The sequence below is a fragment of the Rhodococcus sp. NPDC059234 genome, from assembly GCF_042754225.1.
Classification (GTDB): Bacteria; Actinomycetota; Actinomycetes; order Mycobacteriales; family Mycobacteriaceae; genus Rhodococcus_G.
Window position 1 is genome coordinate 34,903 of the sequence record NZ_JBHZAH010000026.1, and the last position, 16,873, is coordinate 51,775.

The window sequence follows — 16,873 nt, forward strand, 5'->3', positions numbered from 1 at the left end:
CTCATCCCTCCCTCTGGTCGTGGGCAGCAGCGGTGCCCAGGTAGACCTGCTGGACCTTCGGATCGGACTGCACCTCGGCGACCGTGCCCTCCGAGAGCACCTTCCCGGAGGCAAGCACGGTTACCGAGGTCGCGAACGCCCGCATGAAGTCCATGTCGTGTTCGACGACCACGACGGTGCGCTCACCGCCGATGCGGCGCAGCAGGTTTCCGGTCTGCTCGCGTTCCTCGAGACTCATGCCCGCGACCGGCTCGTCGAGCAGCAGCACGTCCGCGTTCTGCACCAGCAGCATGCCGATCTCCAGCCACTGTTTCTGCCCGTGCGCGAGGATCCCGGCGGGGGTGTCGCGTTGCGTGGCGAGCCCGATCGTCTCGAGTGCGTCCTCGATCTGCGGCAGCACCGTCTTTCGGCGTCGCAGCAGGGTCAACGCGGACCGGCCCGCGCCGGCTGCGATGTCGAGGTTCTGCAGCACGCTCAATTCCTCGAAGACGCTCGCGGTCTGAAAGGTGCGCCCCACTCCGAGACGGGCGATGTGGTGCACCTTCTTCCCGATCAGCTCCACCCCGGACTTCGTGGCAGACCCGGTGGCGGGCACCAATCCGGTGATCGCGTCCACCAGGGTGGTCTTCCCGGCACCGTTGGGGCCGATCAGGAATCGCAGGTCCCCCTGCAGCAGCGTCAGGTCCACGCCGTCGACGGCGGTGAAGCCGTCGAAGGTGACGGTGAGGCCGCGGACCTCGAGATACTGACTCGACATCCCGGCATTGCCGCCGGTCTCCGGAGCCCTTGCGCTCACGTCTGTTTCGGTCATCTAGGACACCTTCACGGGTTCGGGCACCACTGCCAGAGCGGGGACGGGGCCGTCGGGTTCGGCGGCAGCGGAGGGCGAGCGACGACGACGTAGCAGGGTCACCAGTCCGGCGACACCGGCGGGGAAGAACCCGACGACCACGACGAACAGCAGGCCCTGCGCGTAGATCCAGCCGGACGGGAACGACTCGGAGAACGCGGACTGCGCCCACGCGACGCCGATGGCGCCGAGGACGGGGCCGAGCAGCGTCGCCCGGCCGCCGATCGCGACTCCGATCAGGAAGGCCAGCGACGGCACGATCCCGACGTCGGCGGGCGAGATGATCCCGACGATCGGCACGAACAGCGCACCCGCGATGCCGGCGAGGAACGCGGCGACGACGTAGGCGACGAGCTTGATGTTGGCGGGGTCGTATCCGAGGAACCGGACGCGCTCCTCCTGGTCCCGGACCGCGACGAGCAGTTCGCCGTAGCGGCTGTTCATCAGCTGACGGATCAACGCCACGGACAGCAGCAGCACGGCCGCGGCGATGAAGAACAGCATCCGCTTGTTCGCCGGGTCGGCCAGGTTGAACCCGAAGAAGGTGCGGAACCTGTTGAGCCCGTTGCTGCCGCCGATCGTCTGCTGGCCGACCAGCAGGATCGCGAACGCCGCCGCGAGGGCCTGCGAGAGGATCGCGAAGTACGCGCCCTTGACGCGGCGCTTGAAGACCCCGAGCCCGAGCACGAACGCCACCAGCGCCGGCAACACCAGGATCGCGATGATCGCGACGGCCGGGGACGCGAACGGCTGCCAGTAGCCGGGCAGTTCCGACTTGCCGGCGATCTGCATGAAGTCCGGTACGTTCTGGCCCTTGAGCTGGGCGTCCGCGACCTTGAGGTGCATCGCCATCGCGTAGGCACCGATCCCGAAGAAGACGCCCTGCCCGAGGGTGAGCATTCCGCCTCTGCCCCAGGCCAACCCGATGCCGGCGGCGATGATCGCGAAGCACAGGAACTTACCGAGCAGACCGAGGCGGAAGTCGCTGAGGGCCGCAGGTGCCACCCCGAACAGCAGTACGGCAGCGAGCGCGAAACCACCCCATACCCGTGCCCTGGGACTTGTCAGGACGCTCATACGAGGCTCCTCGTCTTGACGGCGAACAGGCCCTGAGGCCGCACCTGCAGGAAGACCACGATGACGACGAACACGATGACCTTCGCGATCGATGCTGTGGTCGAGTACTCGACGAACGAGTTGAGGGTTCCGAGGGCGAACGCGGCGATCACCGCACCCTTCATCTGCCCGAGACCGCCGACCACGACCACCAGGAACGCGTCGATCAGGTAGCTCTGCCCGATAGTCGGGCTGGTCGACCCGATCAGCGTCAATGCGACGCCGGCGACGCCGGCCAGGCCCGACCCGATGAAGAATGTGGTGACATCGGTACGGCGAGAGGAGATCCCGCTGGTCTCGGCGAGGTCGCGGTTCTGCACGACCGCCCGGATGCGACGGCCCATCGACGACCGCTGGAGTGCCAGCGCCAGTAGCACCACCGCCAGGACGGCGAGCACCAGGATGAAGATCCGCGTCTTCGGCACCACCGCCCCCAGGATGTCGACGCCGCCCGAAAGCCAAGACGGGGCAACCACGTTCACAGCGGGAGCACCGAAGATGTCCCTGGCCGCCTGCTGCAGGATCAGCCCGACACCGAAGGTCACGAGCAGCGTGTCCAGCGGCCGGTGGTACATCCGCCTGACGAGGGTCACCTCGAGCAGCGCACCCATCGCGCCGCCGACGAAGAAGCCGACCAGCAGGGAGACGAACAGTGATCCGGTGGCACTCGAAATCACTTGTTGCACCACGTAGGCCGTGTAGCTACCGGCCATGATGAACTCACCGTGGGCCATGTTGATCACGCCCATCTGGCCGAACGTCAGCGACAGCCCGAGCGCTGCAAGTAACAGGATCGACCCGATGCTCAGGCCCGTGAAGAGCTGTCCGATCACGACATCCATGAAGATGCACTGCCTCTCTACTGGTCGGCTTCGTCGCCGGTACGGACTACTGCTTGCCCATGCCCGCTGCCCACGGGTACGAGGTCAGGTACGGGTCGGGCTTGATCGGCTGGCCCGAGTCCCAGATCGTGTAGATCAGGCCGTCACCGCGGATCTCTCCGATGCGCGCCGTCTTGGTGATGTGGTGGTTGGACCCGTCGATCGTCACGGTGCCCTCGGGCGCGTCGAAGCTGACGCCGTCGGCACTGTCCTGAATGTCCTTGGTCGCGAACGACTTCGCCTTCTCGACCGTGTTCTTCCACAGGTAGACAGAGGTGTATGCGGCTTCCATCGGGTCCGAGGTGGGCTTGCCCTGCCCGTACTTCGCCTTGTACGCCTCGACGAACTTCTTGTTCTCCGGCGAGTCGACCGTCTGGTAGTAGTTCCACGCGGTCAACTGCCCCTCGACGTTCTGAGTGCCGATGCCGCCGACCTCCTCCTCGGCGATCGACACCGAGACCACCGGCATCGCCTGGGGGGTCAGGCCGACGTTCTTGTACTCACGGAAGAAGGCGACGTTGGAGTCGCCGTTGAGGGTGTTGAACACCGCGTCGGCACCGGCGGCACGCACCTTGTTGACGATCGTGGAGAAGTCGGTAGAACCGAGCGGGGTGTAGTCCTCTCCCTTGATCTCGATGCCGTTGGCGGCCGCGTATGCCTTGATGATTCGGTTCGCGGTCTGCGGGAAGACGTAGTCACTGCCGACCAGGTACAGGGACTTGACGCCCTTCTCCTTCAGGTAGTCCAGCGCCGGGATGATCTGCTGATTGGTGGTCGCACCGGTGTAGAAGATGTTCTTCGAGTCCTCGAGCCCCTCGTACTGCACCGGGTAGTAGAGCAGCGAGTTCCTGTCCTCGAAAACCGGCAGCATCGCCTTGCGGCTCGACGACGTCCATCCGCCGAAAACCGCTGCGACACAGTCGCTGCTGATCAGCTTCTCAGCCTTCTCCGCGAAGACGGTCGGCTCGGAGGCACCGTCCTCGCCGACCACCTGGATCTGCTTGCCGAGCACGCCCCCGGAGTTGTTGATCTCCTGTACCGCCAGCGCGATCGAGTCGCGGACGGTGACCTCGCTGATCGCCATGGTGCCCGACAACGAGTTGAGCGAACCCACCTTGACGGTCGAACCGGAGGTGTCCATGCACGAGGCGGCCGAACCGCCCTCGGCCGCGGTGTCGGAGGCCTTGCTGCCGCAACCGGTCAGCACCAGTCCGACTGCGGCCAGGGCTGCGGGCGCGGCGAGGGTGCGCTTCGAGAAGGTACGCATGTACGAGCCTTTCCGTCGATGAACGTGCGAGGTGAGAGTCCTGGGATGCCCTGTATCCGAACCGCGTATACAGCGCGGTATTCGATAGGGGCAGACAGTATTCGGCTGTTGTTGCGCCGGAATGACTGTCAGTCACCAGTTGATTTCGCAGATTGCATCGGCGTGAACAAGTCCTCACACGGACTCGGTTCGGGCTCGAGAACGACAGAGGGCGCCCGACCTGATGGTCGGACGCCCTCGGGCACAGCGCTTCTCGGCGCCGCAGTGTCTAGAAGTTGATCATGTGACCCGCGAGACCGTGGATGGCCTCCTGCAGTGCCTCGCTCAGCGTCGGGTGGGTATGGACGTTGCGGGCGAGCTCGTTGACCGTCAGGTCCCACTTCTGCGCGAGGGTCAGCTCGGGCAGCAGCTCGGAGACGTCGGGGCCGATCAGGTGGCCGCCGAGCAGCTCACCGTGCTCGGTGTCCGCGATCAGCTTCACGAAGCCGGTCGGATCTGCCAGTCCGTGCGCCTTGCCGTTGGCGGTGAACGGGAAGACCGCGACCTTGATGTCGGATCCGCGAGCGGTCGCCTCCGCCTTCGCCTGCTCCTCGGTGAGACCGAAGCTGGCGACCTGCGGCTGGCAGAAGGTGGCGCGCGGCATCATCCGGTAGTCGCCGAGCTCGAGGGTCTCGGCGCCGGCGATGGTCTCGGCCGCCACGACGGCCTGCGCCTCGGCGACGTGCGCGAGCATCAGCTTCGCGGTGCAGTCGCCGATGGCGTAGATGCCCGGCACGTTGGTGCGCATCCGCTCGTCGATGGCGATGGCGCCGCGGTCGAGGGCCACACCGGCGGTCTCGAGGCCGAAGCCCGTGACGTTCGGGGCGAAGCCGACGGACTGCAGGACCTTGTCGACCACGACGGTCTCGACCACACCGGACTTGTTGTCCTTGATCGCGACGGTCACCTTGGCGCCGTCGTCCTCGATCGTCTGGACCGCGGCACCGGTCTTGATGGTGACGCCGAGCTTCTTGTACTGCTTCTCGATCTCCTTGGAGACGTCCGCGTCCTCGTTGGGCAGCGCACGGTCGAGGAACTCGACGATGGTGACGTCCACGCCGTAGTTCTTGAGGACGTAGCCGAACTCCATGCCGATGGCGCCCGCACCGACGATGAGGATCGAGCCGGGCAGCTCACGGGTGGTGATCTGCTCCTCGTAGGTGACGACGTTGCGGCTGAGCGAGGTGCCGGGCAGCAGCTTGGTGGTGCTGCCGGTGGCGATGATGACGTTGTCGAAGGTCACCGAGTCGGTGCCGCCCGCGCTGAGCGCGATGTCGATCGCCTTGGGACCGGTGAAGGTGCCGCGACCGTCGTACTCGGTGATCTTGTTCTTCTTCATCAGGAAGTGGACGCCCTTGACGCGGCCGTCCGCGACCTTGCGGCTGCGGTCGAAGGCGGCGCCGAAATCGAACGTCGCCTCCCCCGAGATGCCGAAGGTCTTGGCTTCCTTCGTGAAGATGTGCGCAAGCTCCGCATTGCGCAGAAGCGCCTTGGACGGGATACAGCCCACGTTCAGGCAGACACCGCCCCAGTACTTCTCTTCGATGATTGCGGTTTTCAGTCCGAGTTGTGCCGCGCGGATAGCAGCGACGTACCCACCGGGACCGGCACCGAGGACAACGACGTCATAGTGTGAGGTCACGAGTCCCCAGGGTAGTCCCGTACGAATTCGGTGTCCCGGGACGGTCGGGTTACCCGCGGGTAGGGCCCGCGACCGGGTCGGCCCGCGCAGTGGCTGGCCAGAACCCGATTCCGGTAGAAAGGATGTGCGCCCGTACCCGGCGCGCCCGCACCACCCACTCGAACTGCGAGGCCTGCCCATGCGTCTACGGTCCACTTCCAAGCGCGGACGTCTGCTCGCCGCGGCCGTCTCGTTCGCCGTCCTGCCGATGCTGGCGGCCCCCGCGATCGTGCACGCCGACCCCAGCGTCGAGACGACCACCGGCTCGAAGCTCGAACGAATCGACAACAGCGGGTCCCGCAAGGTCACCGCACAGGTGTACTCGGCCGCCATGAACCAGACCATCCCGGTCGAGGTCATCACCCCGGCAGACACCAGTGCGCCGCGGCCCACCCTCTACCTGCTCAACGGCGCCGGCGGCGGCGAGGACCGTGCGACCTGGCAGCAGCAGACCGACGTCATGGACTTCTTCAAGGACAAGAACGTCAACGTCGTCACCCCGATCGGCGGCGCCTTCAGCTACTACACCGACTGGCAGAAGGACGACCCCAAGCTGGGCCGCAACAAGTGGACGACCTTCCTCACCGAGGAGCTGCCCCCGATCATCGACAAGGCCTTCGGCACCACCGGCGTGAACTCGCTTGCAGGCATCTCGATGGCGGGCACCTCCGTACTCAATCTGGCGATCGCCGCACCCACGCTCTACAAGAGCGTCGGCGCGTACAGCGGCTGCGCGGAGACCAGCACCGACGCCGGCAAGTTTTACGTACGCACGGTCGTCGAGTCCCGTGGCGGCGCGGATGCCACCAACATGTGGGGCCCGTTCGACGGACCCGGGTGGAAGGCGAACGACCCCGTCGTCAACGCCGAGAAGCTGCGCGGCATCCAGCTCTACGTCGCGGCGTCGACCGGCTTGCCGGGTGACCACGACAACCTGGCGGGCCCCGGGATCAACGGCAACGTCGGCACCCTCGCCAACCAGGTCCTGCTCGGCGGCGTCATCGAGGCCGCGGTCGACCAGTGCACGCACAACCTGCAGAACCGGCTGAACGGCCTGCAGATCCCGGCCACCTTCGACTACCGCCCCGCCGGGACGCACTCCTGGGGCTACTGGCAGGACGACCTGCACAAGTCCTGGCCGATGCTGGCCGCGTCGATCGGCCTGTAGGCCCACAGGCGCCGAACGGCCCCCGCACCGAATGGTGCGGGGGCCGTTCGCGTTGCGGACGCCGTCGCACCCGGTGACCACGCAGGCAGCCGCGTCCCGCGCAGGTACCTGAATCCGGCAGAACAGGTATGCCCCCGGGCACATCGACCGTCTCCGCCGATCGCCGCAGCCGGGAATCTGTGGCCGGACTCACCGAACCGCGTGGGCCCGGTCACGGAACACCCAGGCAAGGAACAACACCTCGATGATCGTCAGTCGCACCGACAACACCGGCACCCGCACGCCCGCACGGATCCTCGGACACCTCGTCGCGGCCGGGGCGCTCGCCTCCGTCGTGCTCGGGCTCGCCGGCGGCACCGCCAGTGCAGCCAGCCACAATTGGGATGCCGTCGCCCGCTGCGAGAGCAGTGGAAACTGGGCGACGAACACCGGGAACGGCTTCTACGGAGGCCTGCAGTTCACCCAGAGCACCTGGGCGGAGTTCGGCGGTTCGGGAAGCCCTCAGCACGCCTCGCGCGAAGAACAGATTCGCGTCGCCGAGAAGGTCCTCGCCGGACAGGGACCCGGCGCCTGGCCGGTGTGCGGTCGTTACCTCTGAGGCGCGGGTGGTCGGTGCGCGACGCCCGCCGGGCCGGGGTATCAATGACGCATGGCTTCCGACCCGACTGCGACCGACCCCCACCTCTGGCTCGAGGACGTCACCGGTGAGTCCGCCCTGGCGTGGGTGCGTGAGCACAACGACCGCACGATCGCCGAGTTCACCGACACCGACCGATTCGCCGACCTGGAGGACCGGATCCGCGCGGTGTTCGACACCGACGCCCGCATCCCCTACGTGCGCAGGCGCGGCGCCTACCTGTACAACTTCTGGCGCGACTCCCTGCACGTGCGCGGCTTGTGGCGGCGCACCACCATGGACGAGTACCGGACGGACGCGCCGGACTGGGAGATCCTCGTCGACCTCGACGCACTGGCGGAGGCCGAGGGCGAGAACTGGGTCTGGTCGGGCGCGCAGGTGCTGCGACCCGACCAGTCTCGTGCGCTGATCAGCCTCTCGCGCGGCGGTGCCGACGCCGTCGTTGTGCGCGAGTTCGACCTGCTGCGCGCCGAGTTCGTCCTCCCCGAGGACGGCGGATTCCACCTCCCCGAGGCCAAGAGCGACATCGGCTGGATCGACGCCGACACCGTCTACGTCGGCACCGACACCGGGCCCGGGGCGCTGACCGATTCCGGCTACCCGCGCACGGCGGCGCGATGGCGTCGCGGCACCCCCCTCACCGAGGCCGTCACTGTGTTCGAGGGCGATCACTCGGACGTCGCGGTGTCCGCTTGGTACGACCGCACGCCGGGCTTCGAACGCAGCTTCGTCGAGCGCTCGATCGACTTCTACGCCTCGCAGCGCTTCGAACTCGGCCCCGACGGCGAGTTGACGCTGATCGACGTGCCGCAGGACGCCCGCGCGTCGGTGCATCGGGAATGGCTGCTGATCCGCACCCGCGGGGCGTGGGCGGTCGGCGATCACGAGTATCCCGCCGGCACCCTGCTGGCCGCACGGTACGCGGACTACCAGGAAGGCTCGCGCGAGCTCACGGTGCTCTTCGCCCCGGACCCGCACACCTCACTCGAACAGTACGTGTGGACCCGCAATCACCTGCTGATGGTGACGTTGTCGGATGTGCAGACGCGTCTGCGCGTGCGCACCCCCGGCCCCGCCGGGTGGACCGACGAGCCGCTCGCGGGAGTCTCCGAACTCGCCGCCACCGATGTGCTCGACGTCGACCCGGTCGAGAGCGACGAATTCTTCCTCAACTCGAGCGGCTACACCACTCCCGCCACCCTGCTGCACGGGTACGTCGGCGAACCGGTCGAGGAACTCAAGCAGGCGCCCACCTTCTTCGATTCCTCCAACCTGTCTGTCGCACAGCATTTCGCGGTGTCCGACGACGGCACCCGGATCCCGTACTTCGTGGTGCGCGAGCCGGGTGCGGCGCCGGGACCCACCTTGCTGTACGGGTACGGCGGGTTCGAGAACTCGATGCTGCCCGGCTACAGCGGTGCGATGGGCCTGTCCTGGCTCGAGCGCGGCGGCACCTACGTGGTCGCGAACATCCGCGGCGGCGGCGAATACGGACCGCAGTGGCACACGCAGGCGCTGAAAGCGGGCAGGCACAAGGTGTTCGAGGATTTCGCCGCGGTCGCGCGCGACCTCGTCGATCGCGGCATCACCACCGCCTCCCAGCTCGGTGCGCAGGGTGGCAGCAACGGCGGGCTGCTGATGGGTGTGATGCTCACCCGCTACCCGGAACTGTTCGGCGCGATCGTCTGCCAGGTTCCGCTGCTCGACATGCGGCGGTACCACCTGCTGTTGGCGGGCGCGTCCTGGATGGCGGAGTACGGCGACCCCGACGACCCGGACGAGTGGGCGTTCATCTCGCGGTACTCCCCCTACCAGAATACCGATCCCGACCGCGCCTACCCACCCGTGCTTATCGCAACCTCCACCCGCGACGACCGGGTACACCCCGGGCACGCACGCAAGATGGCCGCGCTGCTCGAGGAGCAGGGCCATCGAGCCTGGTACTACGAGAACATCGAGGGCGGCCACGGCGGCGCCGCCGACAACAAGCAGATGGCGTTCAAGTCCGCGCTGGCCTACACGTTCCTGTGGGACACGCTCGGCGGCGGGGACTGATCCCCGGGGACACCCAGCGTCACCACTCGGGAGAGCGCGCGCAGGTCGGACTCGATTCGCCGGAACAGTTGGTACACACCGATGAACGCGGCGATTCCGCCCAGGCAGAGCACGCGCACCGTCACGTTCACGGTACCGCCGTGGTCGATGCCGACGAAGCTGAGACCCGCTACCCCGATCAGCGGCACCGATGCCGCGACGGCGAGGTAGCGGGTGCCGAGTCGGCGTTGGGTACGGATGTCCCGGCCGTCGCGGCTGCCTATCTCGCCGTGCGACAACAGGATCGGGTAGAGACAGCGGACGGAGTAGTACGTGAGGATGAAGTACGGGTAGGCGACCGCGACCGCTCCGCACACCGCCAGCGAGGCGAGCAGGTGGGTGTAGGCCCGCAGCGGGATACCGCCCGCCGCGATCTGCAGCGCGACCGGGTAGGCGGCCCCCGCCACCACCCAGAGCGCGAAACTGACCACGACGGCTCGGTGGCCGAGATTCAGTGTGGCCGTTCGCGCCCGGGCCAGCACCGCGCCGTCGTAGGTCTGCCCCCTGCGTAGGCCGCGCGGCACGGTGAGCGCGAGCCGGCACCACGTGACGATCAGCAACGCCCCGACCGGGAAGGCCAGCGCGCCGATGACCAGGTGGACCTGCTCGAGATGCTGCTGCGCCTGCGCGGACAGCGACGAGATGATCAGTTCCTTGTTGTAGTAGTAGTTGTACCCCGCGGCCAGCACGTTCGGGATGCCGATCGCCGCCAGCATCACCGGCAGAGTCCACCGCCACAGCCGCGACCGCACCGAACCTGGCCGTGGGTCCACCAGGTCACGCGCGTGCGGATCGAGGCACAGCGCGAACTGACGCGCGAGCTTGCGGCCGTCCGACCACCGGTCGTCCGGGTCCGGTTCGAGGGAGACGAGCAGTACCCGGCGCAGGGCGGCGGGACAGTCGGCGGGCAGCCGCGCCACCAGTTCCTCGTCCACGCCGCGGCGGCGCTGCGCGAGCGGCACCTCGAGCGACTCCCCCGGCTCGGCGTCGGCGAACGGCCGGGAGCCGGTCAGCAGCTCCCACAGCATCACGCCCAGCGAGTAGATGTCGCTGCGGGTGTCGATCCGCACGGTGGCGGCCGACGCGGGCGCGGACGCCGCGGCCAACTGCTCGGGCGACATGTAGGCGACCGAACCGGCCACCGCGCCGGCCGCGCCGGGCACCGGGACGACGTCGCTGGAACTGACGTTGAAGTCGGCGAGCTTGGGCACCCCCTCGACGGTCAGGAGCACGTTCGCCGGCTTGATGTCGCGGTGGAGCACCCCGTGCTCGCGCGCGTATTCGAGCGCCTCCGCCAGCCGCAGCCCGATCCACGCGACGGTCTCCGGCCAGGACAAGGCCGCGATCTCGGCGCGTACCCCCGATTCGACCGGCCGCATCTCACCCTTGCGAGCGAGGGTCCGGTCGATCGAGTCGAGCAGCAGCTGACCGCTCCGCGATTCGGGCGGCACGTCGCGCACCCGGCGCACCACGTCGAGCAGCGTGCCACCGGACACGTACTCCATGAACAGCATCCGCAGTTGCCGGTCCTCGAGAACCCGCTGATCGAAGACCCGCACGATGTACGGATGATCGAGCTGCGCGAGGGTTTGCGCCTCGGTGCCGACGTTGCGGGAGATCTTCAGTGCCACCCACCGCTGCATCGATCGCTGCCGGGCGAGGAACACCCTGGCGAACGCCCCGTGCCCGAGCTCGGTCACCAGGTCGAAGTCGTCGAGCCGATGCCCCGCGGCGAGGTCGTCGCTGCCCGGCAGGCTCAGCTGCTCGGCCGCCGCAGTCCGCGGATCGTGCTCGCGCAGCCAGTCGAAACGGTCTGCCTGGTAAGGGAACTCGGCAACGTACTCGTTCGGGTCGACCTTCGACCCGCTCAGCCTGCGGACCCGGTACTCCTCGTAGACGAGCTCCGGCGGCAGCGGCTCGGCGAGCAGCTCCGGGAACTCGAGGCAGTAGTCGGCGATCCGCTTCGGTCGGTCGACCCGCAGCCAGCGGTAGGCGAGGTCCACCATGATCAGCTCCACCAGCGCCGCCCGCCGGACGGCGTCGGTGTCCGGCAGATACTCCCTCAGGTCGGACGCGGAACCGGACTCCTCCCAGTCGGCGACCAGCCTGCCGACACCGGTGTCGACGACGAATCCGGCGCTCGGCCCGGTGGTCGTGGTGGACGGCGTCGCGGCGTCGTGGCCCGTCCCCGTCGGTGCACCCGGTCCCGTCGCCGGCCCCAGCACCGTGGACGTGCCGAGCTCCGTGGGCGGGCCCCCGGCGACGGTCTCGTCACTCGCGGGATGTACCGGAGGGTCCATGGCCGACTCTCACTCCCGGTCGCGCAACCACGTCACGATCCGCTCGACCGTGCTGTCGGGCTTTCGGATCCAGCCGTTGTGCCCCAACGGTTCCGGCTGGTGCCAGGTCGTCAGGTCCGCCTTCGGCAGCTTGCGGACCAGGTTTGCGAGGGCCTGCTTCGGTGCCAGATCGTCACCCTCGACGGAGATCGAGAGCACCGGAAGCGTCAGCCTGCCGATGCGCTCCTCGTAGTCGATGTCCGCGCCCGCCGGCTCGATCGTGCCGGTACGTGCGAACCGCGACCAGTCCGAGATCAGTACTCGCGACTGCCTGCCGAACCCGCCGACGTCCAGGCGGTCCCCCGGCCAGAATCCCGCCACATTCGCCGTCACCGACATCGCCGCCGACCCGAGCAGCAGGCCGGCGCCGCGCACCGGGCCGTGCCCGCGATGGAAGGGCGAGCCCGAGGCCACCAGAATCAGCCCGCCGAGCCGTCCTCGCACCCGCGCGGCGTACATCACCCCCAGCTGACCACCCATGCTGTGCCCGAGCAGGTACGGCGTGCTGTCCGGGAACCGCTCCCGCACCACCTCGAAGGTCGCCGGGTAGTCGACCGAGACCAGCTCCTGGTATCCGTAGTTGCTGGTCGGACCCGGACGGGGCCTGCTGTCGCCCTGACCACGCAGCTCACCGATCGCCGCGTTGAACCCGCTCGCGACCAGCGCCTGGGCGACCGGGTCGTAGAACCCGCCCGGAACCCCGAGCCCGGGAAAGATCACGACCACCGGCGCTCCCTCTCGTCCGGGGAACAGCCGGACCGGGAGCGTGCTGCCGTCGGGCACCTGAATCGGAATCGTCTCCACGGCTCCATACTCCGCCACCGAGCGCCTCAGCCGATAGGGTTCGCTCATGGTGCCCGCCGACCCGCAGCTCCTGCCCGCCGGAACGGTCTTCACCCCCGAGGATCTGACCTTCTACGCCGATCCGGACCGCCGGAGCCTCGACGAGGCGCTCGCCGAAGCGGATCTGCTCGTCAGCTGCCCACATTCGGGCTCCGCGATCCCCGCCGAACTCGCACGGTTCCTGGCTCCCGAGTTCACGAAACGGCTGCAGTTCGACTTCACCGACTGCACGACCGGTCCGATCGTGCGGCGCTGGGCACAGCTCGACCCGCGGATCGTGTACGTCGAGAACCCGCACCCCAGATTGGTGCGCGACCCCAATCGGGCCGAGCCGGACGACCTGTACGAGACGCTGCGCGAGGCGTTCGCCCGGGTGCGGGCCGCCGGGCCGTATAACAAGGTGGACCTGACCGGGGTGGACGCGATCCGGCCGGTGACGTTCTCGTTCTACCCACTGCTGGTCGAACCGGACGACCCGGCGGGCCTGCGCCGGATGGCGGCGACCTTCGCCGAGGTCGCCGACCGCGGCCTCGCGGTCTATCAGCGCACCCGAAACGAACTGATCGGACGCATGATCGACCTCGCCTTCGCCAGGGCGGACCGGTCCGGCGCCCCGGTCGCCTTCAGCACCCTCTCGTTCCACGACACCATGAATCACACCACCACCCCGGACGGCGCGGTGAACGTCGAACGCGCGCCCGCGGACCGGCTGCCGGACGTGGTCGCGCTGTCGAACCGAGGGGACCATCGCGGCGAACCGCGCGGGGACAGTCCGGTGACCATGGCACCGGACGCACTGCGGGCGCTGGCCGTGGCCCACCGCGAGGGCTTCCGCGTGGAGCACCCCGGGACGGTCGCGCTGAACCAGCCGTATCTGGGCAGCCAGGAGATCATCGAGGCGGGGACGCTGTTCCGCGACCTCGCTCCGCAGGCCGCCGAGGCGGGCGTCACGCTGAGCGCGGTACAGGCCGAGTACCGCCGGGAGTTCCTGCTCGGACCCGAGTCGACCCGTGAGCTGACGGCCCCCGGGGTGGGGTGGCCCGACCCGGACGCCGATCGCGTCGACATGGTCGCCCGGGCCTGCAAGGCGAGCTGGGACCGGTACCGCTCCCGAGACTGACGACTCGGCGGCGGGCAGCGCGGCTCAGCCCAGGATCACGCCCAGCACCGAGCCCGCCGCGATGGTCGTGACCGCCAGCACCAGGGTCGGGACGAAGAACGAGTGGTCCACCAGCTTGCTGCCGAGTTTGGTACTGCCCGACTCGTCGAAGTTCGCCGCGGCGATCTGCGAGCCGTTGGTGGGCAGCAGGTAGATGCCGGCGAACGCGCCCGCCCACATGCCGGTCAGCAGACCCGGTGCGAGCCCTGCCGCGAGCCCGATCGGCACGATGGTCCGGGTGGCGGTCGACTGGCTGGTGGTCAGCACACAGACCAGGAACACGCCGAGCGCGAAGATCCACGGCGCCGCGCTGACCCAGTCGCCGACGGTGTCGGTGATCAACTCGAGGTGCGCGCTGATGAATGTATCGGTGAGCCAGGCCAGTCCGAAGAGGGCGATGGCGGAGACCATGCCCGCCTTGAACACGGACATGGTCGGGATGTCGGCGACCTTCGGCTTGCACACCACCAGGATCAGCGTGCCGACGACGAACATGAGCATCTCGATGATCGGTGTCATGCCGAGCGGCGAGCCGTCGGCCGCGTCCGGGCGAATTCCCTTGAACAGACCGAACACCACGATGGCCAGGACGCCCGCCAGGAAGATCAGTGCGGCGTTGCGGCCCTGCGTCGACGCCTTCAACTCGACCTTGCTCATGCCGCCGGCGGGGGCAGCCAGTGCACCGGACGCGATGCGCGCCTGGATCTCCGGGTCCTCGGCGATGCTCTTGCCCAGCCGGTTGACCACGAACGAGGACGCCACGATGCCGATGATCGCCGCGGGCAGCGTGATCTTGATGATGTCGATCAGCTCGAAGTTGTACGGCTCGACGTCGGTCAGTGTCACCATGGCCGCCATCGCCGCGGACACCGGGCTGCAGGCGAGGGCGACGCCGGTCGCGACCACCGACAGCGACAACGGGCGGGACGGCCGAATTCCGTTGCGGTAGGAGGCGTCGTAGATCACCGGCAGCAGCGGGTAGAGGATGTTCGAGGTGCCGGCGCCGACCGAGAACAGGAACGAGACCAGCGGCGCGATCAGGGTGATCTGTTTGGGCCGCTTGGCGATCAGGTTCGCTGCGATCGACACCATCCAGTCGATACCGCCCGCGGCCTGCATCATCGACGACGCCAGCACCACCGACAGGACGATCAGCAGCGCGTCCACCGGGGGACTGCCGACCGGCTCCCCGAAGACGAACACCAGCACCGCGACGCCTGCGCCACCCCACAGACCCAGCGCAACACCGCTCGACCGGGTACCCATCACGATGGCGCCGAGCACCACGATCAGCTCGAGAACGATCTTCACCGCATCCACGCAGAACCACCTTTGCCCGACGCCGAGCGACGACCCGACGGCCGACCCCGGATGGCTGGGATACTACGGACGCCAAGGGATTTCGGTGGGACGAGCATCGTGCGCGCCACACACGACAACGGCGCCGACCCCGCTGGTTCGCGGGATCGGCGCCGTTGTCAGGTCAGCTCCGTCAGATACCGAGCGACTCGGCCAGGAACGGCCAGGACTTGTGCAGGTCGTCCTGCCAGTAGCCCCACGAGTGGGTGCCGTTCGGGCGGAAGTCGAAGGTCGCCGGGATCTTCAGCTCGTTGAGACGCTTGAACAGGTTGTTGGTGCACAGCAGGGTCGCACCCTCGATGGCGCCGCCGAGCAGCACCTGGTTCGCCAGCGCGCCGGTGCCGCCGGTCTCCGCGAGGTTCTCGTGTGGGCCGGGCAGGCCGTTTCCGCTGGAGATGTAGATCTTGGTGCCGCGCAGCTTCTCGGCGTTGACGACCGGGTCGTTCGCGATCCATGCCGGATCGTTCTTGGGGCCCCACATGTTCTCGACGTCCGCGCCGCCACGGGAGCCGACGACGATGTCGATGTACGCGCGACCGGCCGGGGTGCTGGTCTCCGCGCATCCGCTGTATCCGGCGACGCTCTTGTACAGACCGGGCGCCGCGATGGCCAGGTTCAGCACGCTGGTGCCGGTCATCGAGATCGCGGCCAGCGAGTTGACCTTGTTGGTGTTCAGCGCCGTGTCGATGATCGGCGGCAGTTCCTGGGTCAGGAAGGTGGTCCACTTGTTACGACCGAGCTTCGGGTCGTCCTTCTGCCAGTCGGTGTAGTAGCTGAAGGCGCCGCCGACCGGGGTGACCACGTTGACGTTCTTGTCCGCGAAGAACGAGGCGACGTCGGTACGCCGCTGCCAGGTGGCGCTGTCCTCGCCGCCGCCTGCACCGTTGAGCAGGTACAGCGTGGGAGCCTTGGCGCTGGCATCGACCGGACGCTGGATCTTGAGCGGGATGGTCTTGCCCATCGAGGCCGAGTACACGTAGGCCGTCACCTGACGACCGGTGCCGTCGATGCGCTCGAGCTTGGAGCCGTTGGCCGAGGTCGCGGCCGGCGTGGCTTCGTCGGCGTTGGCGAGGCCACCCGCCCCGAGCAGCGGCAGGACCGTCAGCGCGGCGGTTGCCAGCGCGATGCGTCCTGCTCGACGACCCGATCCTCGAAACTTGGGCATGTGTTCCCACCTTGACTGTCGACTGCGTACCAGAGAGTGCGTTCAACGACGTGCATCTGTTCAACTGCGTATATACAGCATCGAGGCCCCACCGTTACCTCGTGGGGCCAGGACGAAGGCGCTGCGTGGACAGTGTCACCCGCGCAGCGCCGCGTTGTCCCAAGAATCATAAAAGAAGCGAACCGATTCGCCCACCCCTTCATCCGTCCGAACGACGGCGGCGACCGCGGAACGGCACACCGGAACCGGGAAGGCCCGGGTCCGCACTGCGGACC

At 68.1% G+C, this 16,873-nt stretch carries 13 protein-coding genes; 4 read left to right on the forward strand and 9 right to left on the reverse strand.

Annotated features, from left to right (window positions below; translation table 11 throughout):
- Position 1: 1 nt before the first annotated feature.
- The 5 genes from urtD to lpdA form a co-directional block, all read right to left on the reverse strand.
- The gene (gene urtD / locus ACFXGJ_RS08520) at positions 2 to 811 is read right to left on the reverse strand and encodes an urea ABC transporter ATP-binding protein UrtD (RefSeq protein ID WP_378617911.1); all 810 of its coding nucleotides are present in this window, start codon (positions 809 to 811) and stop codon (positions 2 to 4) included.
- Positions 812 to 1,927: an urea ABC transporter permease subunit UrtC gene (gene urtC, locus ACFXGJ_RS08525; RefSeq protein ID WP_378617912.1), complete on the reverse strand. Its 1,116-nt coding sequence runs from the start codon at positions 1,925 to 1,927 to the stop codon at positions 812 to 814.
- The gene (urtB, locus tag ACFXGJ_RS08530) at positions 1,924 to 2,808 is read right to left on the reverse strand and encodes an urea ABC transporter permease subunit UrtB (protein WP_378617913.1); all 885 of its coding nucleotides are present in this window, start codon (positions 2,806 to 2,808) and stop codon (positions 1,924 to 1,926) included. Before urtB ends, urtC begins: the two co-directional genes overlap by 4 nt.
- 46 nt (positions 2,809 to 2,854) lie before the next feature.
- Complete coding sequence (urtA, locus tag ACFXGJ_RS08535; RefSeq protein ID WP_378617914.1) at positions 2,855 to 4,114, reverse strand: urea ABC transporter substrate-binding protein; 1,260 nt, start codon at positions 4,112 to 4,114, stop codon at positions 2,855 to 2,857.
- Positions 4,115 to 4,382: 268 nt separating this feature from the next.
- Entirely contained in the window at positions 4,383 to 5,795 is a 1,413-nt protein-coding gene (lpdA, locus tag ACFXGJ_RS08540; RefSeq protein ID WP_378617915.1) for a dihydrolipoyl dehydrogenase, read from the reverse strand.
- 178 nt (positions 5,796 to 5,973) lie between these two features.
- Between lpdA and ACFXGJ_RS08545 the strand changes: the two genes are divergently transcribed.
- The 3 genes from ACFXGJ_RS08545 to ACFXGJ_RS08555 all read left to right on the forward strand — a co-directional run bounded on the left by ACFXGJ_RS08545 (position 5,974) and on the right by ACFXGJ_RS08555 (position 9,694).
- Positions 5,974 to 7,002: an alpha/beta hydrolase gene (locus ACFXGJ_RS08545; RefSeq protein WP_378617916.1), complete on the forward strand. Its 1,029-nt coding sequence runs from the start codon at positions 5,974 to 5,976 to the stop codon at positions 7,000 to 7,002.
- 244 nt (positions 7,003 to 7,246) lie between these two features.
- Entirely contained in the window at positions 7,247 to 7,600 is a 354-nt protein-coding gene (locus ACFXGJ_RS08550; protein ID WP_378617917.1) for a transglycosylase family protein, read from the forward strand.
- Between the two features lie 51 nt (positions 7,601 to 7,651).
- A complete protein-coding gene (locus ACFXGJ_RS08555) occupies positions 7,652 to 9,694 on the forward strand; it encodes a prolyl oligopeptidase family protein (RefSeq protein WP_378617918.1) in 2,043 nt (680 codons plus the stop codon).
- Here ACFXGJ_RS08555 and ACFXGJ_RS08560 read toward each other — a convergent pair.
- Positions 9,655 to 12,033, reverse strand: coding sequence for a serine/threonine-protein kinase (locus ACFXGJ_RS08560; RefSeq protein ID WP_378617919.1), 2,379 nt, complete (start codon positions 12,031 to 12,033; stop codon positions 9,655 to 9,657). The two genes, ACFXGJ_RS08555 and ACFXGJ_RS08560, sit on opposite strands and share 40 nt — an antisense overlap.
- 9 nt (positions 12,034 to 12,042) lie before the next feature.
- Entirely contained in the window at positions 12,043 to 12,876 is an 834-nt protein-coding gene (locus ACFXGJ_RS08565) for an alpha/beta fold hydrolase (RefSeq protein WP_378617920.1), read from the reverse strand.
- Between the two features lie 46 nt (positions 12,877 to 12,922).
- On the opposite strand from ACFXGJ_RS08565, the gene ACFXGJ_RS08570 reads away from it, so the two are divergent.
- Positions 12,923 to 14,035, forward strand: coding sequence for an N-formylglutamate amidohydrolase (locus ACFXGJ_RS08570; protein ID WP_378617921.1), 1,113 nt, complete (start codon positions 12,923 to 12,925; stop codon positions 14,033 to 14,035).
- A 24-nt stretch (positions 14,036 to 14,059) separates the two neighbouring features.
- Here the strand turns inward: ACFXGJ_RS08570 and ACFXGJ_RS08575 are convergent, their stop codons facing one another.
- Positions 14,060 to 15,394, reverse strand: coding sequence for an anaerobic C4-dicarboxylate transporter family protein (locus ACFXGJ_RS08575; RefSeq protein WP_378617922.1), 1,335 nt, complete (start codon positions 15,392 to 15,394; stop codon positions 14,060 to 14,062).
- Positions 15,395 to 15,566: 172 nt separating this feature from the next.
- On the reverse strand, positions 15,567 to 16,598 hold the full coding sequence (locus tag ACFXGJ_RS08580; protein WP_378617923.1) for an alpha/beta hydrolase: 1,032 nt from the start codon (positions 16,596 to 16,598) through the stop codon (positions 15,567 to 15,569).
- Positions 16,599 to 16,873 lie beyond the last annotated feature (275 nt).